General features: G+C 40.3%; 29 protein-coding genes. 3 read left to right on the forward strand and 26 right to left on the reverse strand.

Annotation, left to right across the window (positions count from 1 at the left end; translation table 11 throughout):
• Positions 1–147: 147 nt before the first annotated feature.
• The 16 genes from M3205_RS18940 to M3205_RS19015 form a co-directional block, all read right to left on the reverse strand.
• Positions 148–1,404: a hypothetical protein gene (locus tag M3205_RS18940; RefSeq protein ID WP_251171300.1), complete on the reverse strand. Its 1,257-nt coding sequence runs from the start codon at positions 1,402–1,404 to the stop codon at positions 148–150.
• The gene (sigX, locus tag M3205_RS18945; RefSeq protein ID WP_251171301.1) at positions 1,382–1,930 is read right to left on the reverse strand and encodes an RNA polymerase sigma factor SigX; all 549 of its coding nucleotides are present in this window, start codon (positions 1,928–1,930) and stop codon (positions 1,382–1,384) included. Before sigX ends, M3205_RS18940 begins: the two co-directional genes overlap by 23 nt.
• 252 nt (positions 1,931–2,182) lie before the next feature.
• On the reverse strand, positions 2,183–3,967 hold the full coding sequence (locus tag M3205_RS18950) for an ATP-binding protein (RefSeq protein ID WP_251171302.1): 1,785 nt from the start codon (positions 3,965–3,967) through the stop codon (positions 2,183–2,185).
• A complete protein-coding gene (locus tag M3205_RS18955) occupies positions 3,964–4,680 on the reverse strand; it encodes a response regulator transcription factor (protein WP_251171303.1) in 717 nt (238 codons plus the stop codon). The genes M3205_RS18950 and M3205_RS18955 overlap by 4 nt, the downstream gene beginning before the upstream one ends.
• 86 nt (positions 4,681–4,766) lie before the next feature.
• The gene (gene ccsB / locus M3205_RS18960; protein ID WP_251171304.1) at positions 4,767–5,948 is read right to left on the reverse strand and encodes a c-type cytochrome biogenesis protein CcsB; all 1,182 of its coding nucleotides are present in this window, start codon (positions 5,946–5,948) and stop codon (positions 4,767–4,769) included.
• Between the two features lie 12 nt (positions 5,949–5,960).
• The gene (resB, locus tag M3205_RS18965) at positions 5,961–7,592 is read right to left on the reverse strand and encodes a cytochrome c biogenesis protein ResB (RefSeq protein ID WP_251171305.1); all 1,632 of its coding nucleotides are present in this window, start codon (positions 7,590–7,592) and stop codon (positions 5,961–5,963) included.
• Between the two features lie 19 nt (positions 7,593–7,611).
• On the reverse strand, positions 7,612–8,136 hold the full coding sequence (gene resA / locus M3205_RS18970; RefSeq protein ID WP_251171306.1) for a thiol-disulfide oxidoreductase ResA: 525 nt from the start codon (positions 8,134–8,136) through the stop codon (positions 7,612–7,614).
• Positions 8,137–8,321: 185 nt separating this feature from the next.
• On the reverse strand, positions 8,322–9,047 hold the full coding sequence (gene rluB, locus M3205_RS18975) for a 23S rRNA pseudouridine(2605) synthase RluB (protein ID WP_251171307.1): 726 nt from the start codon (positions 9,045–9,047) through the stop codon (positions 8,322–8,324).
• A gap of 210 nt (positions 9,048–9,257) precedes the next feature.
• Positions 9,258–9,794 carry a spore maturation protein gene (locus M3205_RS18980; RefSeq protein ID WP_048008123.1) on the reverse strand — a complete coding sequence of 179 codons (537 nt, stop codon included), beginning with the start codon at positions 9,792–9,794 and terminating at the stop codon, positions 9,258–9,260.
• A 7-nt stretch (positions 9,795–9,801) separates the two neighbouring features.
• Positions 9,802–10,389 carry a nucleoside recognition domain-containing protein gene (locus M3205_RS18985; protein WP_035330092.1) on the reverse strand — a complete coding sequence of 196 codons (588 nt, stop codon included), beginning with the start codon at positions 10,387–10,389 and terminating at the stop codon, positions 9,802–9,804.
• Entirely contained in the window at positions 10,382–11,533 is a 1,152-nt protein-coding gene (locus tag M3205_RS18990; RefSeq protein WP_251171308.1) for a D-alanyl-D-alanine carboxypeptidase family protein, read from the reverse strand. Before M3205_RS18990 ends, M3205_RS18985 begins: the two co-directional genes overlap by 8 nt.
• A 221-nt stretch (positions 11,534–11,754) precedes the next feature.
• Positions 11,755–12,645, reverse strand: a complete 891-nt coding sequence (locus tag M3205_RS18995; RefSeq protein ID WP_251171309.1) for a superoxide dismutase — start codon at positions 12,643–12,645, stop codon at positions 11,755–11,757.
• A gap of 138 nt (positions 12,646–12,783) precedes the next feature.
• A complete protein-coding gene (locus tag M3205_RS19000) occupies positions 12,784–13,272 on the reverse strand; it encodes a YpuI family protein (protein WP_251171310.1) in 489 nt (162 codons plus the stop codon).
• Positions 13,273–13,300: 28 nt separating this feature from the next.
• Entirely contained in the window at positions 13,301–13,723 is a 423-nt protein-coding gene (locus M3205_RS19005) for a hypothetical protein (protein WP_251171311.1), read from the reverse strand.
• Between the two features lie 107 nt (positions 13,724–13,830).
• A complete protein-coding gene (gene scpB / locus M3205_RS19010) occupies positions 13,831–14,418 on the reverse strand; it encodes an SMC-Scp complex subunit ScpB (protein WP_251171312.1) in 588 nt (195 codons plus the stop codon).
• A 1-nt stretch (position 14,419) separates the two neighbouring features.
• On the reverse strand, positions 14,420–15,181 hold the full coding sequence (locus M3205_RS19015; RefSeq protein ID WP_251171313.1) for a segregation/condensation protein A: 762 nt from the start codon (positions 15,179–15,181) through the stop codon (positions 14,420–14,422).
• Between the two features lie 210 nt (positions 15,182–15,391).
• On the opposite strand from M3205_RS19015, the gene M3205_RS19020 reads away from it, so the two are divergent.
• On the forward strand, positions 15,392–15,490 hold the full coding sequence (locus M3205_RS19020; protein ID WP_076258148.1) for a YjcZ family sporulation protein: 99 nt from the start codon (positions 15,392–15,394) through the stop codon (positions 15,488–15,490).
• Positions 15,491–15,680: 190 nt separating this feature from the next.
• Positions 15,681–16,202 carry a DUF309 domain-containing protein gene (locus M3205_RS19025; RefSeq protein ID WP_251171314.1) on the forward strand — a complete coding sequence of 174 codons (522 nt, stop codon included), beginning with the start codon at positions 15,681–15,683 and terminating at the stop codon, positions 16,200–16,202.
• 91 nt (positions 16,203–16,293) lie between these two features.
• Here the strand turns inward: M3205_RS19025 and M3205_RS19030 are convergent, their stop codons facing one another.
• The gene (locus M3205_RS19030) at positions 16,294–16,641 is read right to left on the reverse strand and encodes a GNAT family N-acetyltransferase (RefSeq protein ID WP_035330083.1); all 348 of its coding nucleotides are present in this window, start codon (positions 16,639–16,641) and stop codon (positions 16,294–16,296) included.
• A gap of 478 nt (positions 16,642–17,119) precedes the next feature.
• Here M3205_RS19030 and M3205_RS19035 point away from each other — a divergent pair, with 478 nt between their 5' ends.
• On the forward strand, positions 17,120–17,989 hold the full coding sequence (locus M3205_RS19035) for a DUF1002 domain-containing protein (protein WP_251171315.1): 870 nt from the start codon (positions 17,120–17,122) through the stop codon (positions 17,987–17,989).
• Positions 17,990–18,016: 27 nt separating this feature from the next.
• Here M3205_RS19035 and lysA read toward each other — a convergent pair whose 3' ends face one another.
• From lysA to M3205_RS19080, 9 genes are all read right to left on the reverse strand, one after another.
• On the reverse strand, positions 18,017–19,336 hold the full coding sequence (gene lysA / locus M3205_RS19040) for a diaminopimelate decarboxylase (protein WP_251171316.1): 1,320 nt from the start codon (positions 19,334–19,336) through the stop codon (positions 18,017–18,019).
• A 172-nt stretch (positions 19,337–19,508) separates the two neighbouring features.
• Positions 19,509–20,993 (reverse strand): spore germination protein, encoded by a 1,485-nt coding sequence (locus M3205_RS19045; RefSeq protein ID WP_251171317.1) that lies wholly within the window; start codon positions 20,991–20,993, stop codon positions 19,509–19,511.
• On the reverse strand, positions 20,968–21,555 hold the full coding sequence (gene spoVAEA, locus M3205_RS19050; RefSeq protein ID WP_251171330.1) for a stage V sporulation protein SpoVABEA: 588 nt from the start codon (positions 21,553–21,555) through the stop codon (positions 20,968–20,970). The genes M3205_RS19045 and spoVAEA overlap by 26 nt, the downstream gene beginning before the upstream one ends.
• 54 nt (positions 21,556–21,609) lie before the next feature.
• The gene (locus M3205_RS19055; RefSeq protein ID WP_251171318.1) at positions 21,610–22,032 is read right to left on the reverse strand and encodes a stage V sporulation protein AB; all 423 of its coding nucleotides are present in this window, start codon (positions 22,030–22,032) and stop codon (positions 21,610–21,612) included.
• A complete protein-coding gene (locus M3205_RS19060; RefSeq protein WP_251171319.1) occupies positions 22,022–22,642 on the reverse strand; it encodes a stage V sporulation protein AA in 621 nt (206 codons plus the stop codon). Before M3205_RS19060 ends, M3205_RS19055 begins: the two co-directional genes overlap by 11 nt.
• Positions 22,643–22,800: 158 nt before the next feature.
• Positions 22,801–23,559, reverse strand: a complete 759-nt coding sequence (gene sigF, locus M3205_RS19065) for an RNA polymerase sporulation sigma factor SigF (protein ID WP_009332823.1) — start codon at positions 23,557–23,559, stop codon at positions 22,801–22,803.
• Between the two features lie 12 nt (positions 23,560–23,571).
• Positions 23,572–24,012 carry an anti-sigma F factor gene (spoIIAB, locus tag M3205_RS19070; protein WP_251171320.1) on the reverse strand — a complete coding sequence of 147 codons (441 nt, stop codon included), beginning with the start codon at positions 24,010–24,012 and terminating at the stop codon, positions 23,572–23,574.
• Between the two features lie 3 nt (positions 24,013–24,015).
• Complete coding sequence (gene spoIIAA / locus M3205_RS19075) at positions 24,016–24,366, reverse strand: anti-sigma F factor antagonist (RefSeq protein WP_251171321.1); 351 nt, start codon at positions 24,364–24,366, stop codon at positions 24,016–24,018.
• 223 nt (positions 24,367–24,589) lie between these two features.
• Positions 24,590–25,753, reverse strand: a complete 1,164-nt coding sequence (locus tag M3205_RS19080; RefSeq protein WP_251171322.1) for a D-alanyl-D-alanine carboxypeptidase family protein — start codon at positions 25,751–25,753, stop codon at positions 24,590–24,592.
• Positions 25,754–25,858 lie beyond the last annotated feature (105 nt).

Consider the following 25,858-nt stretch of genomic DNA (forward strand, 5'->3'; position numbering starts at 1 on the left):
CAGAAATGGCCTAGAAGATGACCTCGGAGAGGTCTATCATCATCTGAAAATGCTTCAAAGCCAATAAAATTCAAAAAAGAGGTCCGGAATGAGACTATTCCGAACCCCTTTTGTCTACAAACTGAGACGGCCACATGGGCCGCCTTTCTAATTTGGCAAATCTCTTTTATTAGCTGCTATTGGCACCTTTAATTCCTCCGTAAGATCAAACTTGCCTATTTTATCAACATCTGCATTTTCCAATTTGACCGTGTCGAAATCAAAGTCTTTGGCAGTAAGGAGAATTGCTTCGATTGCATGAAGCGTTGGTGCATTATCAACTATTTCTGATTCATTATCAAAACGGATTATGAGTTTGCCATCCTTTATTTCTTCTATTTCAAAATCAATATTATCCGGTATGGATGCATGTAGATTATTTTCAGTCCTATTTTGCTTCATTGCTTTCAGAGCGTCTTTTACCGAATTGAGCTCTTCTCTTAACGGGACAAGGAATGGTGTTGAATCAGCACCATTGGAATATAAGAAATAATAAATTAAGTTACCATTCCTTTTTTGCGGGATAAATTCATCTATATATCCATAATGACCAAATTCAATGCCGGCTTTCCCTTCCGTTCTGAGGTTAATCTTTTTTATCTCAAGATTCTTCATAATATCGGACAATACATTCTCTAAAAGATATTCTTCAGCTGAAGACCTGCTATATGGATGATCAGCAGGCACATCAACTGTCAGCATTCTATTGCCCTGATCAAAGCTTAGATTAGCCTTTAAAGGATAGTAATCAGATAAACCCCATGCCTCTTCAGTAAGCTTGCTCATCGTGACTTCAAACAAGTCAAATTTACTCCTGTCTGGATCATTATCAACTAAAACGCTGACAGGTACGATATTCTGAGCCTCCTTATCGGGAATTGAATAGGTCAGGACTTCCTTTCCAGCCAAGTCCTCTTCATAAACGGCAGTAGGACTCGCTTCGGAAGAAAGAGACTTCATGCTTATATCACTTTTTGAGTCTTTTTCCGGGTCACCGGAAAACTGCGCATGATCCTCTTGTGGATCTTCTTCTTTTACAAGAGATTCCGGGTCCGACTCTTTGTCTTCAGCTATGCTGTAATTGTCGCCTGTTATTTGTTCAGATGATTGTGACTGATCTGATTTAATTTCGATTTGCTTATCAGCAGAATCCTGCCAATTCATAAGGTTCGGGGCAAGAATGAAAAGCAGGAGCAAGGCAGCAGCCGCTGCAGCAGCAGGCATGATCCACGTTTTTTTCTTTTGTTTGCTCATTTTAATTTGTATGGTTTGATATATTTCTCTCGAGTCTCGACTATCTTTAATCTTAGGCATCTGGCTCAGCAATTCCTGAAGCTGCTCATCACTCCACTTTGATCCCTTCATTATCCATTCCCTCCTTTGCCTTAAAATGTTCCATATGATTTTTCAACACCTTTAATGCACGATGCTGTGTTGTCTTTACCTTACTTTCAGTCCAGCCAAGTGAATCAGCTGTTTCTGTAATGGTGAGTTCATGTATATATCTCATAATTATGACTAGTCTCTGGTCAATGGTGCATAAATCCAGACAGCGATAGATCATCTGGATTTCTTCCCGTTGGACAGCAATTTCGTCAGGCAATGGGAGTTCATCCTTTACTTGCTGTGTTGACCAGTCAAATTTCTCCATAATCTTTTGTTTCCAGCCCTTTTGCTTGCGAAAGGAATCAATGGCAACATTCCGCGCAATTGAAAAGAGCCATGTTTTTTCACTGCTTTTCCCTTCGAATCTTTCATATGACTTTAACACTCTTATATAGACTTCCTGGACTAAGTCTTCAGCCAGTTCCTTGTTTTTGACCATATAAAAAAGAAATTGAAAAACGTCCTGATGGTATTTTTTATAAAGTTCATCAAAAACGGAGTCCATGGATTCCCCTCCCCGTTCATTAAAATAGTCGTTCTCTCTCTAAAAAAAGTTACAGTTTAACTATATTATTATTTTGCAGCAAAGCGCAAGAGCCTGTTTGGGTGGAGGATTACCCCCTGCCTTAGGATACGAACGGCCAATGCTTTATCATTATAATTCAAAAAGAAAGGGAAGGAAATTCTTGCATCTCCTTCCCCATTCTATAATTAATTGTTTCCCGTGTATCAAGAACAATCGCCACGATTCCCGTCTTTAACCGTCATTTCGAGGGATAAACATTGAAAATGTCGTACCATGTCCGGTCTTGCTTTGAACGGTAATATGGCCTTTATGAGCTACAATAATATTTTTTGCAATTGCGAGTCCAAGTCCAGTACCGGAGCGGCCCCGTGTCCTTGCTTTGTCAGCTTTGTAAAAACGCTCAAATACAAACGGCAGGTCTTCTTCGGGGATTCCAGAGCCAGAATCTTTCACTTCGATAAGCAGTCCCCGTTCATCACTCCGTTCGATCACTTTAACCTCTCCATTATGAGGGGTATGCCGAATGGCATTATCAATCAGATTGGTCATAACCTGTTCTATTCTGTCCGGATCTAATGGAATAGATAAATTTTCGCTTTGCAAATCATGTTCCAGGTTAATTTCCTTTTCTTTTGCGAGTCCCTGAAATTTTCTGGTGATTCTTTGCAGAAAGGAGATTACATCAGTTTCTTCCATTGTCAGCTGTATATGCCCGGCTTCCATTCTGGCAAGATCAAGCAGTTCGTTCACAAGCCGGCCCATTCTCAGCGACTCATCATAAATGACCCTTGCCATCTCTTTTTTCTCTTCATCCGTTCCGGCAATATCATCAACGATCGCTTCACTATATCCTTGCATCATCGAAATCGGCGTCCTTAATTCATGAGAAACATTAGCTATAAAATCGTTGCGGAGCTTATCAAGCTTACGCTCCTCAGTCATATCCCTGATAACTGCAACCGCTCCCCTAATATATTTTTTATTATAAAGAGGGCTGACGATTATCACCCAGGAACGTCCCTGTATTGGGATTTCACCAATCTGCTCCTTCTCCGTATTAACAGCAAGCTGAAAGAGCTCCATTACTTTGGAAGGAACTTCTTCTGTATTATTCTCAATGTCATCCAGTTCATAAAACCAACTTTGCAGAAAACGCTCTGCAGGAGGATTTGTAATCAGGATCGTTCCATCCCGGTTGAAGGTGATTACCCCATCAGCCATCCCGCTTAAAATGCTTGCCAGCTGTTCTTTTTCCTGGCTTAGGGCATTCATATTAAATTTCAGCTGTCTGCCCATTTGATTAAAAGCCATGGCTAATTCGCCAACCTCATCATTAGTCAGAATCGGAACTTTTGTATCAAATTTACCTCTTGCTACCTCAAAGGCAGCTTCTTTCATTTTTCTCAGCGGAGCATTGATTCTAGTCGATAAGAAAAAAGCAAAGATGGTTGTTAAAATGATGGCAACTCCCGCAGCCAGCAAAATGAATTTCGTGGTTGAACGCAATGTTTCATGCATTACTTCAATGGACTGATAAATAAAAACGGCTCCATTGCTTCCGTCACTTTCAAGCGGGACTCCAATGATCAGAATTTTGCTGTCGTCATCTGCAGATACGTCTGTATACTCGGGATTAACGGATGTTACTTTTTTTACAGTCTTATCTTTCGTAAGAACTTCTTTTAAATCAGCTTCTTCGGTGAGATAGGAAAGGGGCAGTTTTAATGAATCCGTATGGTTAGGAGAATAGTAGTACTCTTCCGGCGAGTTAATGATGACTACTTTTGTAACATCATCGACAAGCTCCCAGGATATCTCCAAACCGACTTCACGATTATGGTCTTTTAAAATTCTGGTTATTTTATGGGCAGTATTCGATAATCCTTTTTCTGTTTCATTTATATGGTAATTTTCAAAAAACTCCAGCAGCATGACTGTTAAAATCAGAAGAACAAATGAAACTAATAAAAGAATTGTGCCCCAAAGTTTTCCGGCAACACTCCTAAAAAGCATCATTCATTAATAACCTCGAACTTGTAGCCCACTCCCCAGACAGTGACAATCATTCTGGCTGCCTGCTCAGAAACTTTATTCAGTTTTTCACGCAAGCGCTTCACATGAGTATCAACTGTTCTTAAATCTCCGAAAAATTCATAATGCCATACTTCTTTAAGCAAATGCTCCCTGTCAAAAACCTTATCCGGCGCTTTTGCCAGGAAATAAAGCAGTTCATATTCCTTAGGCGTCAAACTGACTTCTTTTCCTTCAGCCATTACTTTGTGAGCGTCATTATCGATCGTTAGGTGAGGAAATACGATTACATCTTTTGCTGATGTTTCTGTCTGCAGGTAAGTAGTTTTAGAAGATCTGCGCAATAAAGCCTTCACACGCAGCACAACTTCCCTGGGACTGAAAGGCTTTACAATATAATCATCAGTGCCGACTTCAAAGCCCTGTACGCGATTAACTTCTTCTCCTTTAGCTGTTAGCATGATAACGGGAGTAGCTTTTTTTTCTCTCAGTTCTCTGCAGACTTCAATGCCGTCTTTCCCGGGCATCATTAAATCCAATAGGATAACATCGTAATCATTTGCCAGGGCTTTTGACAAAGCCTGGTCTCCATTCTCAGCTTCATCAATTGAAAAATTTTCACGCTCAAGGTACATCTTCAATAAACGGCGGATTCTTTCTTCATCATCCACTAGCAATATTTTCACTTGGTTTTCCATTTTCAAGTCCCCCTGACGTCAATAAAAAATCTTTAATTAAAGCCCTCACTATTGTGAAGTGAAGGCTTGTTTTTTTCATTTTTTCATTATGATCCAGCGTAGGAGTGCAATCCGGCAATGACCAGGTTTACCGCAACCAAATTAAACATAATAATGATAAATCCAATTACTGCTAGCCATGCAGATTTTTCACCATGCCAGCCCTTTGAAAGTCGAAGGTGCAGATATGCAGCATAAAATAGGAAGGTGATTAGAGCCCATACTTCCTTTGGATCCCATCCCCAGAAACGGGTCCAGGCAATTTGTGCCCATATCATGGCAAAAATCAAAGCTCCTAGGGTAAAGACCGGAAATCCTATTAATACTGAACGGTAAGCGATCTCGTCAACCAAATCAAGATTAATATTTTTGACAAGCGGTTGAAGTGCAGCTCCCACCCTTTTGCGGAGAACCAATCTTAAAGCAAGATATAGAAGAACACCTGAAGCCAATGACCATAGAACGGTATTTAATTTTTTTGCATTAATAATTGCAGGCATTTCCGCCAGCGGTTCAAATTTACCTTTAGTAATTAGCTTTCCCTCGTGAGGGCCTGTTAAAGCGGGCATATGATATTCGAGGACATCTTCCTGACCGTTCTTATCAATCCAGTTAAATTCGGCCTTGTAGCCTGAGGCTGAGAAGCTTGAGCTAATAATAATAAACCCAAGTGTACAAACCAGACCAAACATAACGGCTTCCAGCCAGAATCTCTGTTTGCTTTGTTTAGTTTGATCCACTGATTTTACCAGATAAATTAATCCGGCAGCGAAGCTTACAGCCAAAATTGCCTGCCCAACTGCAGCTGTTGTAACATGAATATGAAGCCAATCACTCTGCAGGGCGGGGATCAGCGGTGAAACCTCCCGTGGGAACATACTTGCATAAGCAATCATCAGTAACGCAACCGGGAGCGTAAAGACTCCTAAAATAGGTGTTTTATAAATTAAGTAAATCACTATAAAAGCACCAACAAGTGACATTCCAAAGAATGTTGTAAATTCGAAAAGGTTGCTGACAGGCGCATGCCCGGCGGCAATCCACCTTGTAATAAAGTAGCCAAGATGTGCAGCAAACCCGATAATCGAGATCCATAAACCAATTGAAGCCCATCTGTTTGGCCCTTGCTTCGTTCTATTCTTATCCTTTATAGAGCCAGCAAAAAAGACAGTAGCAATTAAATAGAGGATAAAAGCTGTGTAAAGTAAATTGCTGCTTATTGTAACCACTCAGATTCCTCCTTAGCTTTTCTTTTCACTTTGATTTTGCAGCTGATCTTCCGGCATCAGAATTCCGGTTCCATCCAATGCTGCTTCAATTTCGCTTTTAAGTCCATGCCAGTTTTTGTTAGTGTGTCCAGCTACCCACACCTCTCCATTAACACGGCGCAGCCAGATCCTCCGATGGTTCCAATAAGACCCCTGTGCAACACCTATCATGAAAATAACTCCGCCCAATGCGATAATCCATAACGTTAAATCTTTACGGACTGTCAGAGCCGATACATTTTTAGTATCTATACCTTTAAAGGCCAGCTTGTATTCGTTATCGCCAAAAGGTTCAATTGTCTGTCTGATCGCAACAAAACTTATTTCGCCATCAGGCTTATCCGGGGTAAACATTTTAAAAACAAAGGCAGGATTATTAGGAATTCTGGACTTTGTAACAGGTTCTCCATTTTCATCAAATTCAAAATCGGGAAAATAGCTGACAACTTCTGCTTTATAGCCATTTCCAAGATCATATTCATCCTGTGGACGATTCAGGTCGACTGTTAAGTCCCCGTATTCCTCACCCGTTTTTTTATTTGTAAGGGCAAATGACATTTTGTTAAGTTCATTCAGTTTATAATCTACTTGATATAATGCAAAGTTCTCAAACTTAAGAGGTTTATTAACTTTGACTTCATAGTCCTTAACTTTCTTTAGATCAGCCTCTTCACCTGCAACAGTATCGCCCTGTTTTTTATAAAGAGTGACATTGGACTGATAATTTTTAGCTACCATTCCTGCTTTATCAATCGCTTCTCCAAACACTTCGTTATCTTTTTCTTTATCATACATTTCAAGGATGAAGCTATCATTTTTAAGGTAATATTCACCATTGGTTTCCGGAATGACCTTTGTTTCGCCTTCCCGGATCCAAAGTATTTTGTCAACATACATGCCGGGTACAAAACGGAGCATTCCGCCAATTAAAAATATGATAAGCCCCACATGGTTAACGTATGGGCCCCATCTTGAGAAACGCCCTTTTTCAGCAAGGATATTACCATTCTCTTCCCTGATGCTGTATTTCTTGGATTTTAATTTTTCTTTTGCCATTGTGAAGGCCTTGTCAGTATCTTCTGGCTGTGACGCCCCAAAGACCCTCTGGCGCTGCAGATAGCTTTCATGACGGCTTACCTTTTGCTTATTTAAAGCTCTATACAAAGGGACAACCCTATCCAGGCTGCAAATGACAAGAGATATACCGATTGAGGCAATCAAAATCAAATACCACCATGAGCTGTAGAGATTATGAAATCCAAGATCGTAGTATAATTTACCAATCCATCCATATTGGTCTTCATAATATTCTGCAGCCGGCATAATTGGCGGAATATACATTTCCTGAGGCAGTATTGTTCCAACAGCTGATGCTATCAGCGTTATTACGATCAGCCAAACCCCCACCTTAACCGATGAGAAGAAATTCCATATCTTATCAATTATCGTTTTATTATAGGTTTGTGAGCGGCGTGCACTGCCTTCATACCGCATATCAAGAAGTTTATTGTCTTTTTCTTTTTCTTCCAATACCTTCCCGCATGACTCACAAAGTATCGTACCTATGGGATTAACATGGCCGCAGTCGCATTTTACTTCTTTCATATATAAAACTCCCCGTAACTTATGGTTTAATCTGTTCCATATAGCTCTTGATCGTTTCTTCCGTCATCTCGCCTGTAATATACTTGACAACCTTTCCATCTTTATCAATGAGAAAAGTGGCAGGAAGAGGATTAATTCCGTAAGCAGATTGGACTTGGCCATCCTTATCAATTACAATCGGAAATGCCAGATCGTAACGCTCAGAAAATTTATTTACTGCTAAGTCTGTCTCGCCGACATTAACAGCCAAGACGTGAACACCCTCATCTTTAAATTGCTCATATTGATTGTTCATATATGGCATTTCTTTCTCACAGGGTTTGCACCATGTACCCCAGAAATTCAGGAAAACACCCTGTCCTTCATAATCGGACAACTTGTGTTTATTGCCATCCATATCTGTCAGTACAAAATCAGGTGCCTTTTCCCCAACAGCAACCTTTTGAATTTTATCTTTCGTAAAATTTGCGTATAGCGTATATGCCACGGCAGCACCAAGGACAAGCAATATGACTGTTCTCATTACCAGACGCTGCTTTTTCATAAAAAACTTCCCCTCCTAAGGCACCCTAATCAGGCCAAAAGACCGTACCTTAACAAATTTATATGTAACATATGGAAAAGATTTTAGCCTCATAGCTGTATACTATTATAGCATTTTTCACCATAGCTATATTGTTTACAACTTAGCATAACTGTGACACTTCTATGAATTTTTCTGAAAGCTGACTATTTCTTCTTCATCGCAAGTGTCCGGAGCTGCTTAACTTCATGGGCAGTAAGTTCTCTTGCATCACCCGCTGATAATCCCTGCAGAGTGAGGAAACCATATCTTTCTCTCTTCAGTTTCAGAACAGGATGGCCAATGGCTTCAAACATCCTCCTAACCTGTCGGTTCCGTCCTTCATGAATACTGATTTCCATAATAGATGTCTGTTTTTGCTTATCCATTGATAAAAGCTTAGTTTTGGCAGGTGCTGTTTTTCCATCTTCAAGCACGATGCCTCTTTGGAGGCTCTTCATTTTTTCTTTTGAAGGAATGCCTTTCAACTTGGCAACATAGACTTTTTCAATTTCATTACTTGGGTGCATTAAAAGATTTGCAAACTCCCCATCATTGGTAAGAATGAGGATTCCGGATGTATCGTAATCCAGTCTGCCAACAGGGTATATTCTTTGTTTGATACCCTCAAAGAAATCCGTGACGACTTTTCTGCCCTTGTCATCTGAAACGGCTGAAATGACGCCTCTTGGTTTATAGAGAAGAAAATAAACAGGCTCCTCTCTCTCCAGCGGTATTCCATCCACTTCAATGCGGTCAGAAGGAGAGACCTTAACACCCAGTTCCTTTATTGTTTTTCCGTTAACCCTTACACGGCCTTCAGCCATTAGCTCTTCAGCTTTTCTTCGCGAAGCAACCCCCGCATGGGCAATAACTTTCTGCAATCTTTCCATTTATGTCACCTCAAAGTTTTATTAACAATACTTCATACTTTTTCACTCCTAATGAATTATGACATAATTCGTCAAGTTTTCAAAGCAAACCATTGCCTAAACAGCTCAGTTATGTAATAAACTGTAATTACTGAAGATTGTGATTTGAAAGAAATAAAAAAAGATACCCACACTCAGGCATCTTTTCTACTGGATATTTTCTTTTTATGGCTACATACTGCCAAAAACAAGTGTTACGATCACAATGGATGCGATGATGCCTGCCAAATCGGCCAGCAGCCCAACTTTAAGAGCATCACCCATTTTTTTGATTCCCACTGCTCCAAAGTAGACCGTCAGGACATAAAAAGTTGTATCAGTGCTGCCCTGCAGAACTGAGGCAAGCCTGCCTATGAAGGAGTCGGGACCATGGACAGCAATTAAATCACTGGTCATTCCCAGTGCTGCAGTTCCTGAGATCGGACGGATGATTGCCAAGGGTACAATATCAGGAGGCACTCCAATTGCCTCAAGTCCTGGCCTGATCAGATTCATAAAATACTCCAGGGCACCGGAAGCCCTGAAAACCGATATGGCTACAAGCATCCCGACAAGAAAAGGAATAATGGATACAGCAATTTTTATACCTTCTTTTCCGCCTTCAGTAAAGCTTTCATAGGTAGGAACTTTCTTAAATGTTCCATATATTAATATAAAGCCTATTAAAATAGGAATTAACCAAAGGGAAACAGCTGAAACAATCTCCATTCTAACCTCATCCTTTTCGCGTTCTTCGGTAATAGAAATAACGGTCAATCATTATTGCGGCCAATGTAGAGCAGAATGTAGCCACTAAGGTAGGACCTACGATATCTGTGGGCGAGGCAGAATTATAATTCATCCGTATGGCAATCACGGTTGTAGGAATTAAGGTCAGACTTGAAGTGTTAATGGCCAAAAAGGTTATCATAGAACGGCTCGCTTCATTTTTTCCCCCATTCAATCTTTTCAGCTCTTCCATTGCTTTTATGCCGAGAGGGGTAGCTGCGTTTCCCAAACCGAACATATTGGCCATCATGTTCGAAAGCATATATCCCATTGCCGGATGATCACCGGGCACTTCTGGAAAAAGCTTCTTCACAATTGGCCTGAATAAGGAAGCCAGCTTATTCAGAAGGCCGGCGTCCTCAGCAATTTTCATCATTCCAAGCCAAAAAACTAGAATACTAATAAGACCAATGCATAACGTGACCGCTTCTTTTGCACCATTGAAAATGGCTTCGTTCACTTCATTTATAGTGCCGTTTATCATAGCAAAAACTAAGCCTATAGCTGTAAGCATCACCCAAATGATATTAACCATTTGTCTTCACTCCTGCAATTGAAGTGAAAAGACCCTTAAAGTAGTCTAATAGCGACTTATCCTCTTTTACCTCATCATGCTTATAAAAGATTGGGAGCTTTTTAATTTTCTGATCTTCAAAATACACAGTTGCCTGACCGACCACATCAGGTGTTGTCCTGCCGTCTTCCCACTCTGATTTAGGCTTTAGCAGCTTTATTTCAATTTTAAAGTTATTTTTCTCTTCTTTCGTAACAGGATAATTGTATGAGTTCTTTATATAAACCCTGCCTTTATAAAATTCATCATCGATATCCGATATAATTCCTTCAGGCAGGACTTCTACAGAATCATAGGTTCTAAAAGCTGTCTCATACATATTAATATGGTCATTCCAGTCATCCGGCCCATTTAGAGTGACTGCAATCAAATTAAGACTGCCCTTCGATGCTGTTGTAACAAGAGTTCTCTTCGCCCTTTTTGTATATCCTGTTTTCCCTCCTGTGCAATACTCATATAATTCAGTCAGGAGTCTATTTTTATTTTTCCACACCCTGTCCCAGCTTTCATTCGGGTTTGGTGCACGGTGCACCTTTGTTCCTGCAATTTTTTGGTAAGTCTCATTATTCATTGCATACCTGGTCAGCAGAGCCATATCATAAGCAGTCGAATAATGGTCTTCATGATCATCAAGACCATGGGGGTTTGCAAAATGGGTATTCTTCATGCCGATTTCTTCAGCTTTCTTATTCATTAAAAAGCCAAATCCTTCAAGGCTCCCGCCAACATGTTCTGCGATTGCTACTGCAGAGTCATTGCCTGAACGAAGCATTAGCCCGAAAACCAGATCCTCAAGCTTTATTTTCTCTCCTGCCTTTAGATATATCGATGACCCTTCCGCTCTGACTGCACGATCACTTACTTTAACGATATCATCCATTTTTCCTGATTCTATGGCCAAGATTGCCGTCATTATTTTTGTAATGCTTGCTATTCTCCTCATTTCATTTGCTTCTTTCTGGTAAAGGATACGGCCGGAATCCTGTTCCATTAATATTGCGCTCCGGGCACTTACTGAAACTGAAGCCTCTGTCTTCTGAGGAAAATTCATCATCATCAACGCGGTGACCAAACTTATGGCCATCAGCCTGCTAAACATTTTCATTGCACAAAACCCCGTCTCCTTTGTGGATGTCAGATTTAGCGAAATACACGGTCTCCCTAAAAGGATGAGCCGCATGTTTCCATTTATTTGTACAAGTTTATGCAGGACAAGTAGTGATATGACTATTATGTTTGACTTGTATTGTGGATTTAAAAATGGATTGTACATCAAAAAACAGGAGAATACGTTTTGTACTCCCCTGCTGCTAATTTTTGCTCTATTTAAAAAGGCTTCCATTTTAATTCGGATGCTTTTAAATACCTGTCTTCTACATCCTTCCAGTTCACAATATTCCACCAGCTTTTAATATAATCACCACGGTTATTTTTATATTGCAGATAATAAGCATGTTCCCATACATCCAAAGCCAGCAGAGGGATTGTATCCCACTGGGTTAAAAGCATATGCCTTTCCGATTGAAGTATTTCGAGCCTGCGGGCTCTTGAAGACCACACCAGGATTGCCCAGCCCACTCCTTCTACCTGCTTGGCTGCTTCAGTGAAGTGGCTTTTGAAATTCTCAAAGCTCCCGAAGTATTTGTTCATTTCCTTCAGGAGTGCACCTGTTGGTTTCCCACCGCCTTCCGGACTCATATTATTCCAGAAAACCGTATGCAAATAATGACCGGAACCATGAAAGGCCAGCTCGCGGGACCAGTGTTTTACCAAGTTGTAATCATTATTATTTCTCGCATTTTGAAGCATTACCTCTGCTTTATTCAATCCATCTACATATGATTGATGATGCTTATCATGATGCAGCCTCATAATTTCTCCTGAGATATGCGGTTCAAGTGCGCTGTAATCGTAAGGGAGCGGGGGTAAAATATGCTTTCCCGCAGAAATGTACGTTTCATTCATATAGATATTTCCAAGCTGCTGTCTATTGGAAAAGTAATTCTCCATATCCGAATGAAGAGAGTCCACTTGTTTCTGCAGCTTTTCCAAAGCTTCTATATCCAGCGGGCCGTTTATTCCATCCATAATTTCGGTGAAATGATCCAGCCTCTGCCACAATTCATTGTTCTGCTCAACATCCTCGGAGTCTAAAAAATCTCTTAGCTCTTTGTTCCATTTCGTAACGTCCTTAATGTAATCTTCCATTTTACTCATACAATCCCTCACCCGCTTCCTTTAATAGCTCACTTTCTATTTGTATGAGTGAAAGTTTGTACGTTTTCCTATGAAAAAGGAAAGCTGCAGCAATACAACGAAAAAAGAACAGCTGCCAGCTGTTCTCCACTTCCAATGCTATTTTGATTGAATCATCTTTGTCCGGTAATCGGTTTCGTAATATTCAAGTTCCTCACGAACCCTTTGGAACTCTCCTTCCAGCTGCCTGAACATGGTTTTGAGGCTGTCAGGAACTTCTTCATGAAACTGGATTGAGTTTTTTCCTGTATATGCTGAACGGCTATTCTCAAACCATGCATCATTTTTCGGAGAAAAAAACTCTTCAATGCATTGATGGTAAATCCGGTATAACGTCTTTTCGGCAGCCCCTTTTTGGAAAGGGTCACTTTTTAATATGATTGTGCTGGTATCAAGTCCTTCTTCACAATATACAAGGAGTTTTCTAACATGTGAGAGGATACTTTTATAATAATTCACATTCCCTTGTTGCTCTGCTTCAAGATCTTTAATTGTTGTATTATTTAAGAAATCTTCAAATGCGGCAACGCTATTACCGAGGAAATTTTTCACATCTTCCATCTGTGATTTAACAATTGAATTCCCCATCCATTACACCCCCATATTTATACACTGGCTATTGTTGCGGTTGAACAATAAAGTCTAAAGGTGATCGCAGGTCATAGGATTTTTTACTCTCCAGCGCTTCAAAAATGGACGGAAGCCTGGAAAAGTCAAGATCCTGAAAATAAGATGCAAAATCAGCCTTTGAATTAAGATAAATTCGTTTGCGATGTCTAAAACCCGGGTTCTTCAATAAACATGAAAGAGCAACAATATCCCTGAACTGAACTTCTCTGGAACCAGCCTTAAAGATTGGATCCTGGTCATATGGTGTAAACTCATTCATGGATTCATCAAAGAAACGGACGTATAAAACATGAAAAGTCTTCTCCTGTCCATCTTCTTCGAACACAATCTCACTTCTGTTAAAAAAATCTTCCGAAGTGTTTGGCTTTTCTTTTTCAAGCTCATATCCCCTGCAATGTTTAATCAGCAAGCAAAACCCTCCTATTTCCCGGTGGTTTACAAGATTAATATGTATAAAAGGAAAGGGAAAAATTTAACTCTATTTTACCACACTTCCTATGTAATGTGTCAGAAAACTCAAGAATCGAGCTCCTGGAACTTTTCAAAGAATAAATCAGCCTCTTCCTGTAATGAATCCTCTTCTTCACTTATCTTATCCGGGAGTGGCGGAAGCTCTTCTATGCTTTTAAGGCCAAAATAATCAAGGAATTCTTTAGTCGTTCCGTACAGATAGGCACGCCCTGTTCCGTCTGCCCGTCCAACTTCTTTAATCAGGGCTTTTCCTGACAATGTATGAAGAGGCCTCTCTGTCTTAACTCCTCTAATCTCCTCAATTTCTGTCCTTGTAATGGGCTGTCTGTAAGCAATAATTGCGAGTGTTTCGAGTGCCGCCTGAGAAAGGGAAGCGGCAGAAGGAGACTCTACCAGCTTCTTCAGGTATGGGGAAAACTCTTTTTTCGTAACCAGCTGAAAAGTCCCAGCCAATTCAACAACCATTATTCCGCGGCTGCCAGTATTGTAGTCTTCCATAAGACTGTCCAATATTTCACGGGCCTGATTCTCTTCCACCTCCAGCACATGGGCAATCTGCTTAAGAGACAAACCTTCATCACCAGCTGCAAACAGGAGGCTTTCGGCTATACCCTTCCAATTAACGATCTCCACACTAATTTCCTCCTTCCATGGAAGCTACAAAAATATCAGAGAAATTTTTGTCCTGCTCAACCTGAATTTCATTTCGCTTGATTAACTCCAGTACCGCCAGGAAAGTTACTACTATATGCTCTCTGTCCGATACCGGAAAAAGATCAGTGAATTTTTTCCTGCCCTTTACATTTCTTAACTGCTCCACAATTTCAGACATCCGCTTCTCAATGGGAATCTCCTGGCGGGCAACTTTTGCAGAAAGCGGCCTTTGCAGTTTCTTCCTTCTTAATAACTTTTGCAAAGCGCCAAGCATATCATAAAGACTTACATTTAAATCAGCTTTTTCCTGCTGTGTTTCATTCACATATTCCGAAAGGTCTGCAGGCGGCTTTGTAAACATTAAACTTCTATCCTGTTCCCGCCCCTTGAGCTCCTCTGCAGCTTCCTTATATTTACGGTATTCAATCAGCCGTTCCACAAGTTCATCTCTGGGGTCTTGTTCCATTTCCAATCCAAATTCATCCTCTAGCTCTTCCTCATCATGCTTTGGCAGCAGCATTTTGCTTTTAATTGCCAGAAGCGTTGCAGCCATTACGAGATATTCGCTAGCTACATCAAGCTGAAGCTCTTTCATTGTATGTATATAAATGAGGTACTGCTCGGTAATTTCTGATACAGGAATGTCATAGATATCAATTTCCAGCCTGTTAATAAGATGAAGAAGAAGATCCAGAGGGCCCTCAAAAGCATCTATTTTGACGTTATAATGATCATATTGCATAAAATACCCACCAAATTTTCCTAATATAAATTCCCTTACATGCCAAAAGGCTATATCTAGTATAGATTATTCATGGTTGTTATCCAATAGAAAAATAACCCTGATGTCCGCAATGCCCCTGCTTCATTCGTGAATTTTTTGATCCGCCCAATCAATAAGGCAATTGCCTACATACGATATAGGGAAATAAAGATACAGGAGGTATTTTATATGTCCAATACTGGATTTGGAGATTGCGGAACAGGGTTTGCTTTAATTGTCGTTTTGTTCATCCTATTAATTATTGTCGGAGCTTCCTGGTTCTTCTAAACTTCCGTGTTTATTAAGCTGATTCTGTTAATTTGCTGATAGATATGGCTGTCCTGTCAGAAACCAAATTACCAATATATATATTCTGATTTATCAGCTGTTAAAGCCCGGTTAAGCGCCGGGTTTTTATTTTTCTGATAATCGATTGTGCTATGGTAAAATGAAGTAAGAATTGTCAAGGAGTGAAAGTATGTATCCTGATAAATATATTGAGTTCCTGGTCCACTTTCATGGTGACCGAGATTATTTTGAATGTCACGAAATACTGGAGGAATATTGGAAGAGTACGGATCCAAACAATAAAAAGTCTGTATGGGTCGGATTAATTCTTATGGCAGTTTCTTTTTATCATCATCGAAGAGAGAATTTAAATGGGGCTGAACGAACCCTCCGCAAAGGAATCGTCATTTTGGAGAGCAGAGCTGAAGAAATACAGGCACTTGGACTTGATACACATCAATTAATAAAGGATCTTAAGAACAGGCTCGTACTGATTCAAAACGGCGGCCATTACTCCAGCGTTGACTTGCCAATTTTAGATCCATTACTTAAGAAAGAATGTATGAAGTTCTCCGATTCCGAAGGATCTTCCTGGTGCTTTGACAGCAATTTATCAGATAAAGATATTGTGCACCGCCATAAAAGAAGGGATAGAACCATGGTTATTAAAGAAAGACTTGAAGCCCTGAACCGAAAAAAAAGGCAGGAATAATTTATTCGCTGCCTTTTCCATATAGCAAAGGATATTGCTGAACCCCGATAGCGATTAAGCTTACCGGATGCGGTTTGTGCTTCCGCTTTTGTTAATTAACATCACATTTGCTTAGAAAAGATTCGGTTTCATCGGTTGCAGTTAAAGTTTTCCCAGGATATAGTTCATCCAATGCTTTGATCATTGTTTTGCCAATCCCTTGATGACGGTGTGACGGGTTAACAGAAATATGCTGAATCTCCATTGTCTGATCACTTGATGTAACGCCGACCAGCCCAATGATATCTTCGCCTTCCTTCCACAAAAACAGCTGCCGATTTTCTTCTGATTCATATTGCTTCATCGTCTGCTGCAGCCTTTTCAAGTCTTTTTCATTAGGCATGAAAGATAAAAGACCCATTGCAATTTTTTCGAATGACTTTTTATATCGAATTAGCATATTAATCCCTCATTATTTGAATAAAAACATCATAAACTATTTTTCCCATATTTTAAAGTTTGTAAACTTTTCATAACAGTATATGTATTCATGCTGAATGTTGCTATTTTCGAATAAAACCGGCTAATTCATTGCCTTGACTCCTTTGGCAAAGCCTATACTATAAAGAACCAGTAAACAAGTCCCCATCCGATGCTTAACACAAGCAATATTACAAAAAGAAGCCAATTGCTTTTTTTCATATTTTTACTGCCCCCATTTATATATAAATCCTATGACTTACAAACTATCATTCATTTTACACTATTCTTTATCATAATTCCATTCAGCTTGCTGAAATAGGCATTTTGAGCTAAGGTTTCTGTTAGGGTAGAGTTGAAACTTTTTTGCTGAAAGAATCGTCTATTTACAGGAAGCCATTAAGCGAGCCGCAGAACTGGCATATGGCTTCCCTATTTTTGCTACGGGAGGTAACCGCATGAAATGGAATAAAATGCTACTGGTATTCATAATGTCGCTTTTATTTATTTTGCCGATACAGGCATTTGCTGATATGGCGGAAGGTGATGTAATAGTCACATTAGGTGAGAATCTATCAGAAGAACAAAAAAACATGCTTCTGGCTGAAATGAAAGCTCCGAAAGATGCGACCATCATTACTGTTTCAAATGAGGAAGAACATCAATATCTTGGAAATTATATCTCTAAAGCTCTTATAGGAACAAGAGCCATATCTTCTTCGGCAGTCACAGTAGCTAAACAAGGCTCCGGTCTTGAAGTCGAGACTAAAAATATTAATTGGGTCACTGATGAAATGTACATTAATGCTTTGATTACTGCTGGTGTAAAAGATGCAAAAATTTATATTACAGCACCTGCAAATGTTTCTGGAACAGCCGCTTTAACAGGCATTATTAAGGCATATGAGATTTCAGCCGAAAAAACGATCCCTGAAGATGTAAAACAGGCGGCAAATGAGGAAATGGTGGAAACAGCCAAGCTTGGCGATTCGGTTGGAAACGAGAATGCAGCTGCTTTAATTGCCAAAATCAAAGAGGAGATGGCCAAAAATTCACCAGAATCCGATGCAGAACTCAGAACAATTATCGAAAACGCAGCAAAGGACCTAGGCATCACTCTAACCGAACAGGAAACTCAAAGCTTAATAGATTTATTTAACAAGCTAAAAGAGCTTGATATCGATTGGAACCAGGTAGGTGAACAGCTTAACCAGGCAAAAGACAAAATTTCCAAATACCTTGAAAGTGAAGAAGGCCAGGGATTTTTAGAAAGCCTAAAACGTTTTTTCACTAGTGTAATAGATGCGATTAAAGCCTTCTTTTCTTAAAAAAATTAAGCTGCCTTAGCGGGCAGCTTAATTCTTTATTTTTTCATTAATCGGCAGATCCAATCGTAATATATCCTCGTATGTTTCCCTTTTAACAACCAGCTTAGCCTCACCATTTTCAATAAAAACTACAGGAGGTCTTGGAATTCGATTATAATTATTTGCCATGGAATAACCGTATGCTCCTGTACAGAAAACAGCCAGGAGGTCATGATCCACTGCTTTTGGAAGAGGCAAATCCCAAATAAGCATATCGCCTGATTCACAGCATTTTCCGGCAATTGATACTGTTTCTTCCGGCTTATCCAGCACACGGTTTGCCAATACCGCTTCATACTTAGCCTGATAAAGGGCCGGCCTGATATTGTCACTCATGCCGCCATCCACAGCAAGATAATTTCTTACATTTGGAACCTCTTTGCGTGACCCAGTTTGGTATAAAGTTGTTCCGGCATCTCCCACTAGGGAACGCCCCGGCTCAATCCAAATTTCCGGCATCTTCATGGAAAAATCTTTAGCCTGTTTTTTAACTTCCCCGATAATTTCTTCAACATATTTCGATGCATGAATCGGATCATCTTCTTCTGTATAGCGGATTCCAAAACCTCCGCCCAAATTAAGCACTTTAGGTTCATATGCATGTTTTTCTTTCCATTCTGCCATCTTCTCAAAAATTTTCTTGGCAGCCAAAATGAAGCCTGTTGTATCGAAAATCTGAGAGCCGATATGACAGTGAAGTCCAAGCGTTTCAATCCAGCTTGAATTCAGAGCTATTTGCAGAGCCTTTTCAGCCTGGCCATTCTGCAGATCAAATCCAAACTTTGAATCTTCCTGGCCGGTTAAGATATAGTCATGGGTATGCGCCTCGATTCCTGGCGTGACCCTCAGTAATATTTTTGTTTTAACAGCAAGAGATTCACAGATTTCCTCCAATAATTCCAGCTCATAAAAATTATCGACAACAATACAGCCGACATTATTCTTTAGAGCCATCCCAAGTTCTTCTCTGCTCTTATTGTTCCCGTGAAAATGGATTCTTTCAGGAGGAAAATCAGCAGCAAGAGCAGTGTATAACTCTCCGCCTGATACCACATCCAATGAAAGACCTTCTTCATCTACAAGCTGAATCATTGCCACTGTTGAGAAAGCTTTGCTCGCATAGGCAACTTGTGCTTCTATTCCAAGCTTCTCGAAAGTTTCCTTAAAGCCCCTGGCTCTATCTCTTATTAGTGCCACATCGTATACGTATAAAGGTGTTCCAAATTGACTGGCGAGTTCGACAGTATCCATACCGCCAATTTCAAGATGCCCTTTGTCATTTGCCTTCATGGTGCCGTGAAAAAACATGGTTCCCCCTCTTCCTTTTCCTCAGGTGTTTTGCCCCCGAGAATGAACAATTTATGAAAGAAATAGACAGCATCCCAAGAGACTGTCTATTCTGTTTCCTTTAATCCTTTATTTAATTAAAAAAACTTTACCATAATTCGTGTATCTTAGCAATCGGCATTACGCGTATTTATTATTTTACAGGCTGCTTATAACGATTTCTAGTCTGGACAATGCTTGGCCGAATTTTGGAGCCAGGCATCGAACGGCGAATCAAGATCTGGGATAACGCAACCGGACTGAACGGAATAAACGGCCATAGATAGGGTGCATTCAATGATTTAATGCTTGCGAGAAGAAGAATGATTAATGTAAGCCCCACGACTAAACCAGGTGTATGGAAAATAGCAACTGCCACCAGCAAAGCCAATCGTAAGATTTTATTGGCAATACTCAGTTCATAGCTTGGTGTTGTATAGGTTCCAATGGCTGCAAGTGATACATATAAAATGACTTCCGGAACAAATAGTCCGACATCAATGGCAATTTCACCTATAAGCACAGCTGCTATTAAGCCCATTGCAGTTGAAAGTGGTGTCGGTGTATGGATAGCCGCAATTCTTAGGAATTCAATTCCGATATCTGCTATAAACAGCTGGGCTATAACAGGAACATTGGTTTCTTCATTTGGCCCGATAAATGCGATTCTTTCAGGGAGAAGCGAAGGCTCCAATATAAATAAAAACCATAGCGGCAACAGTACGATTGAAGCCAAAAGACCTAAAAATCGAATCCAGCGGAGAAATGTGCCAACTGCTGGCGATTGCCTGTATTCCTCTGCATGCTGTAAATGATGAAAGTAGGTTGTAGGCGTAATAATGACACTTGGTGAAGTATCAACAAATATAATGACATGCCCTTCAAGCAAATGGGCTGCCGCCACATCTACTCTTTCCGTATAACGGACAAGCGGGAATGGGTTATATCCCTGCTTCAAAAGAAATTCCTCGACAGTTTTATCTGCCATTGTTATGCCATCAATTTCAATCGCTTTAATTTCCTTCCTGATTAGATCAATTAAATCCTCATTTGCTACATCTTTAATGAAACCAATGGCAACATCCGTTTTGGATCTTTCACCGACACGCGTGATCTCAAAGCGCAGCCGTTCATCTCTAATTCTTCTGCGGGTCAAGGCGGTGTTAATTATAATATTCTCAACATAGCCATCTCTTGAGCCCCGGACAACTTTTTCAGTATCCGGTTCCATTGGGGTTCTTCCAGGATAACTTCTGACATCAATAACAAGTCCTTCCCTCTCCCCCTCACCCACAATGACAATCAGGCCCGATAGCACCTGATCAACCAGTTCATCCATTGTTTTAATATGCTCAATGGATTGGTGCCTCAGCCTATTCTCGATGATTTCAAATACGTTTGCGGAGAGTTTTTCACTGTCATTGATCCCAATAAGACCCTCGATAATGGCAATAATATACTGTGTATCCGTTAGTCCATTTATATAATAGAAATGAATATCCTTCCTTAAGATCGATAACTTTCTGACACCCAGATCGAAGCTTTCTCCAAGTCCAACTCTATTTTTCATATACTTTTCAATTTCATGCACGGACTCATATATAGGTGTCTTTTCATCCTTCGTCTTGTTTCGTGTCATAATAGCCGCTCCTTTCCAATATAAGCTCTACTGCCTTTTTAGTAATTGGCGAACCTAATTCATAATGATCTTTTTTAGACATCTTTCCGATATCGCCAATTCCCACGATTATCGGCACATTAAGCTGATCAAGACAATAGACGGTATCACCATTAATTCTTCCAATTTCCATCTCGGGTACTCCGAACTTATCAACACCGTATGGAGTCAATTCCCCGTTGTTATCAATACATACATCAACTTTTGTCCACTCGGCCTGCCGTGTTTTTGAGGCAACTGCTATGACTCCCAGAACATCGATATCTTTATGGCACGCAACATATTTCAGCGCATTCTCCCCGGCTCCTTCCCCGATAAACCCGCTATCATCAAACATGACCAATACGGGATCATGGGAGACTTTTTTTATCAGCTTGACGATCTGCTGACCGTTTAAGACTGAAGGGTTTCCATGCGATAAAGATAGACATCTGCCTCCAATTTCCTTCGCAACATGCTCCACAGTCTTTCTTGCAAAATCGTCTCCATCAGTTATTAGAATGACGTGCCTCCGTTCATCCATAGCAGTTTTTCCTTTCCGAATTCTCATTTTTCTTAGATATGCCCAGCGGAATGCTTATTTATTTACAAAATAAATCCATTGGAACAGTGATCCAAACACCTTGCCAAATACAAATGCCATCAATAATATGGCAATCTTTCCATCTACCCCGATTCTTTTCGCAAGGATCGGAAAAACATTCAGCACTTCAGTTAAAGCAGCAGCGAGCATGCCAATAAATATGCCCGAAGCCAGCCCAATGGGTATTAATAGCAGAGGTGTCAGGTGGAATTCCGGATTCCATAAAGTTGCCAGTGCACCAGCCAACGCCCCCGTCACAACTGCAGCTTCATAATAATGGATCATCTTCATCGTTTTACTCAACTGAGTAAGCCTTGGAATGATGCCCAAAACAGCAAGAAATGCCACAAAACCTGAACCAACAGCTAGTCCCCCTGCCAAGCCGATCATCATTACCAGGACAACATTAATGGTCATCAAGATATTTCATACTCTCCTTGTTCTCTTTCAATGCTACATAATTATCAAGATCGAGCTGATAATTAAACATTTCCACTTCCAATGGGCTAGGTTCCTCGTTCAGCCGCTTCTTAAAAACATGATTAAAGAAAATGATCATGCCAATCCCCAGGCCAATCGAATAGGGAATTTGAAAGATGAGCGGCCTGCTGTCCACTTCTCCGGTAAGGAGAGTGTAAATTCTAAGCTGGACTTCCTGCATGCTTACGTCTTCATGAAAATTCATAATAGCAAGGGCAGCACCTATAAACAAAAGCAGCCAAACCAGCAGAAAGAGAGGAATTGATACTTTACGCTTCTTAGTAACCACCTCAACTATTGATTGAGCAGGTCCAATCGACTGAACTTCAATGTTTGGAAAGAATTTAGTTATAGCCCTAATCACCTTCATCACATCAATTATGACAATATTCTGGTCCTGCTCGCTTACTTGATAAAGCGGAATCCCACAAAGCTTTTCGTAAATATCGTCATCGGCAATAACCTGTGCAATATCTTTCAGCAGTATTCTCTGATTGGGCCGTATCTGCAGACGATGCCGCAAGCGAATGTAAACTGTTTTTTCCAATATTCTCACTTCCCACAAAGTGATATTCTCTTAAAAGTTGGTTCGCCTATTTAGTGCGTTTCGCTTTTGTGTCTATATTTAGTATGAGTTACATATATTAGCTTCATGAACTCCAATAATTGGCTGCAGATTATAAAAAAAATGAAAGACCGGATGGATTAAATATCCATCCGGTCTTTCATTTGCTGAAGGATCTTTTTCTCAAGCCGCGATACCTGGACCTGGGAAATGCCAAGTCTTGCAGCCACTTCGGACTGAGTCTGATCTTTATAGTAGCGCAAGTATACAATCAGCCTTTCCCGCTCATCCAATTCACGGATCGCTTCTTTTAAAGCTATTTTATCAAACCATTTTCCTTCATTGCCATCATCAATTTGATCGAGCAGTGTAATGGGATCTCCGTCGTTTTCATACACTGTTTCATGTATAGAAGAAGGTATCCGGCTAGCTTCCTGGGCAAGGATAATATCTTCCGGAGAAATTTCCAGAAACTCGGAAAGTTCTGTAACGGTTGGGATGCGGCCAAGCGTTTTTGATAACTCGTCTTTGGCTTTTCTGATTTTATTGCCCATTTCTTTTAAAGAACGGCTTACTTTTACCGTTCCATCATCCCGGATGAACCTTTGGATCTCTCCGATAATCATTGGAACAGCATAGGTTGAAAACTTTACATCATAACTGAGATCAAATTTATCAACCGATTTCAATAAGCCGATGCAGCCAATTTGGAAGAGGTCATCAGGTTCATATCCTCTATTCAAGAATCTCTGAACGACAGACCAGACAAGACGCATATTTTTTTGAACAATTTTGTCCCTGGCCCCCTGATCTCCACTTTGGCTTTGCTTTATTAGCTCCTTGACTTCATTGTCCTTTAAATAGGTTTGGCCCTTCTCTGCTTTAACCTCCACATCCATAGCAAGACTCCCTTAATTGCATAGCATTTTACTATTTGATAAATGCTTCCTTAATCGGATCTCTGTGCCTATACCCGGCTGCGATTGGATTTCGATTTCATCCATGAAATTTTCCATGATGGTAAAGCCCATACCTGATCTTTCCAATTCAGGCTTTGTTGTAAATAGTGGCTGCCTTGCCTCCTCCACATCCATAATACCGAGGCCTTTATCCTTAATAGTCAAATCAATGAATCCATCTTCAATCAGAACAGAAATATAGACTACCCCATTAGAATCATTTTCATAGCCGTGAATAATGGAATTGGTAACAGCTTCAGAAACGACCGTTTTAATTTCTGTCAGTTCGTCCATTGTCGGATCCAGTTGGGCAATAAAAGCAGCAACAGTGACACGGGCGAATGACTCATTTTGGCTGAGCGCACTAAATTCAAGATTCATCACATTTTTCATAGTTCAGGCAACCCCCAATCTTTGCAGGGCGTTTTCTTCTGTCGGTTCCAAACGGATTATCTTAAATAACCCCGACATATCAAATAATCTCTGCACTGCTGGAGAAATCGCACAAACAACCATTTCGCCATGCTTTTGTTTGATTTGTTTGTAGCGGCCCAAAATTACTCCCAGCCCTGAACTATCCATAAATGAAAGCTGCTCAAGGTTTAATATAATATGATGGATATCATGATCTTCAATCGACCTCGTCGCCTGTTCACGCAGTACATCTGCTGAATGATGGTCCAGCTCCCCGCTTAAACGAATACATAAGACATCATGTTTTACTTCCAAATTAATGTTAAGACTCACTACCTTAGCCTCCTTATCTGGTATCCGCAACTGAAAAAGCCGCTAATGCTCATGCTTCTCCTCCGGATAGGATAAACCGGAATTTATAAAATTCCGTCATCCGCCCTTATAGTGAGTCAATTTCGATGCCTGGTGCTTCATTTCCTTCCTGGAGACAAAACTAGTGTATTTTCGCTAAAAATACATATTATCGGGATGTTTTTCGACAAGCATAAATGTTTATTTATTCAGTTTTTGAAAATAGCCCCATGGATCGTTTGAACAATGTCCACCATGATGCTTCACTACTGTTTTCTTTAGCAACTAAAGGACTTTCAACTAAGATTTTTCCATCCTTTTTCAAGGTTAATGTTCCGATCTGATCACCCTTTTGGACAGGAGCTTTAATTTTTTTATTTAAAGTTATTTTCTGTTCAATTTCCTTAATGCTTTCACCTTTTTTAGTTAAAAGTGAAATCGGTTCACTTGTCTGGGCTTCAACCATCTTCTTTTCGCCTTTGCTGACTTCTACTTTACCAAGAACGTGATTTCTTTCGTACATTGGGTGTGTTTTATATTGGCTGAATGCAAAGTCGAGCATTTTAGTCACTTGAGCATTGCGTTCTTTTGAAGTCGGTGCGCCAAAAACTACGGCTATAACCCGCATTCCATCTTTCTCGGCTGTTGCCGTCAGACAGTATTTTGCTTCAGAGGTAAAACCGGTTTTGAGGCCATCAACACCAGGATAAAAACGCACAAGGCGATTTGTATTGACCAGCCAGAATTTTTTATCTGTGTCTTCACGAAGATACGCTTCATATGTGCCTGTAAAATCGGTTATTTTCTCATATTTAAGAAGCTCTTTGGCCATTATGGCCATATCATGTGCAGTACTGTAATGTTCCTTAGCTGACAAGCCTGTAGGGTTTTGGAACTGGGTATTTTTCAGACCTAATTCCTTAGCCTTTTTATTCATCATTTCAACAAAAGCTTCTTCTGAACCGGCAATTCTTTCAGCCATGGCAACTGATGCATCATTGCCGGAACCAATAGCAATCCCCTGCAGCATTTGTTTGGTGGTCATTTCTTCACCTGGCTCAAGGAAGATTTGTGAACCGCCCATTGATGCAGCATATTCGCTTGTCCGGATTTTCTCATCCCATGACAGCTTTCCTTCATCTAACGCTTCCATAATTAAGAGCATGGTCATGACCTTTGTCATGCTGGCAGGCGGAAGCTGCTCACCACTGTTTTTTTCATACAATACCGAACCGGTATCACGCTCAATTAGAATTGCAGACTTCACGTTATCCGCTAAATCTGCGCTGCTTTCTCTTGCAAGCCCGGAAGGAGCAAAGATTGTTGCCATTAATAATGCTATTAACATTAATGAGACGAGTCGTTTCATCACACAATACCTCCATTCTTTATAGCCTCCATTTTTTCCAGTTAAAGAAAATTTATACAGTTAATGAAGACTAAAAAGAAATCATACAGTACTGCTACACGCCAA

This window comes from Cytobacillus firmus (assembly GCF_023715565.1).
Taxonomy (GTDB): Bacteria; Bacillota; Bacilli; order Bacillales; family Cytobacillaceae; genus Cytobacillus; species Cytobacillus firmus_C.

Bases quoted from the DNA above. Each gene is read 5' to 3' on its own strand.
- M3205_RS18940 (WP_251171300.1), bottom strand. From the start codon at position 1,404: ATGAAGGGATCAAAGTGGAGTGATGAGCAGCTTCAGGAATTGCTGAGC.
- sigX (WP_251171301.1), bottom strand. From the start codon at position 1,930: ATGGACTCCGTTTTTGATGAACTTTATAAAAAATACCATCAGGACGTT.
- M3205_RS18950 (WP_251171302.1), bottom strand. From the start codon at position 3,967: ATGATGCTTTTTAGGAGTGTTGCCGGAAAACTTTGGGGCACAATTCTT.
- M3205_RS18955 (WP_251171303.1), bottom strand. From the start codon at position 4,680: ATGGAAAACCAAGTGAAAATATTGCTAGTGGATGATGAAGAAAGAATC.
- resB (WP_251171305.1), bottom strand. From the start codon at position 7,592: ATGAAAGAAGTAAAATGCGACTGCGGCCATGTTAATCCCATAGGTACG.
- resA (WP_251171306.1), bottom strand. From the start codon at position 8,136: ATGAAAAAGCAGCGTCTGGTAATGAGAACAGTCATATTGCTTGTCCTT.
- rluB (WP_251171307.1), bottom strand. From the start codon at position 9,047: ATGGAAAGATTGCAGAAAGTTATTGCCCATGCGGGGGTTGCTTCGCGA.
- M3205_RS18980 (WP_048008123.1), bottom strand. From the start codon at position 9,794: ATGGAGATTGTTTCAGCTGTTTCCCTTTGGTTAATTCCTATTTTAATA.
- M3205_RS18985 (WP_035330092.1), bottom strand. From the start codon at position 10,389: ATGGTTAATATCATTTGGGTGATGCTTACAGCTATAGGCTTAGTTTTT.
- M3205_RS18990 (WP_251171308.1), bottom strand. From the start codon at position 11,533: ATGAAAATGTTTAGCAGGCTGATGGCCATAAGTTTGGTCACCGCGTTG.
- M3205_RS18995 (WP_251171309.1), bottom strand. From the start codon at position 12,645: ATGAGTAAAATGGAAGATTACATTAAGGACGTTACGAAATGGAACAAA.
- M3205_RS19000 (WP_251171310.1), bottom strand. From the start codon at position 13,272: ATGGGGAATTCAATTGTTAAATCACAGATGGAAGATGTGAAAAATTTC.
- M3205_RS19015 (WP_251171313.1), bottom strand. From the start codon at position 15,181: ATGCAATATGATCATTATAACGTCAAAATAGATGCTTTTGAGGGCCCT.
- M3205_RS19020 (WP_076258148.1), top strand. From the start codon at position 15,392: ATGTCCAATACTGGATTTGGAGATTGCGGAACAGGGTTTGCTTTAATT.
- M3205_RS19025 (WP_251171314.1), top strand. From the start codon at position 15,681: ATGTATCCTGATAAATATATTGAGTTCCTGGTCCACTTTCATGGTGAC.
- M3205_RS19030 (WP_035330083.1), bottom strand. From the start codon at position 16,641: ATGCTAATTCGATATAAAAAGTCATTCGAAAAAATTGCAATGGGTCTT.
- M3205_RS19035 (WP_251171315.1), top strand. From the start codon at position 17,120: ATGAAATGGAATAAAATGCTACTGGTATTCATAATGTCGCTTTTATTT.
- lysA (WP_251171316.1), bottom strand. From the start codon at position 19,336: ATGTTTTTTCACGGCACCATGAAGGCAAATGACAAAGGGCATCTTGAA.
- M3205_RS19045 (WP_251171317.1), bottom strand. From the start codon at position 20,993: ATGACACGAAACAAGACGAAGGATGAAAAGACACCTATATATGAGTCC.
- spoVAEA (WP_251171330.1), bottom strand. From the start codon at position 21,555: ATGGATGAACGGAGGCACGTCATTCTAATAACTGATGGAGACGATTTT.
- M3205_RS19055 (WP_251171318.1), bottom strand. From the start codon at position 22,032: ATGACCATTAATGTTGTCCTGGTAATGATGATCGGCTTGGCAGGGGGA.
- sigF (WP_009332823.1), bottom strand. From the start codon at position 23,559: ATGGATGTGGAGGTTAAAGCAGAGAAGGGCCAAACCTATTTAAAGGAC.
- spoIIAB (WP_251171320.1), bottom strand. From the start codon at position 24,012: ATGAAAAATGTGATGAATCTTGAATTTAGTGCGCTCAGCCAAAATGAG.
- M3205_RS19080 (WP_251171322.1), bottom strand. From the start codon at position 25,753: ATGAAACGACTCGTCTCATTAATGTTAATAGCATTATTAATGGCAACA.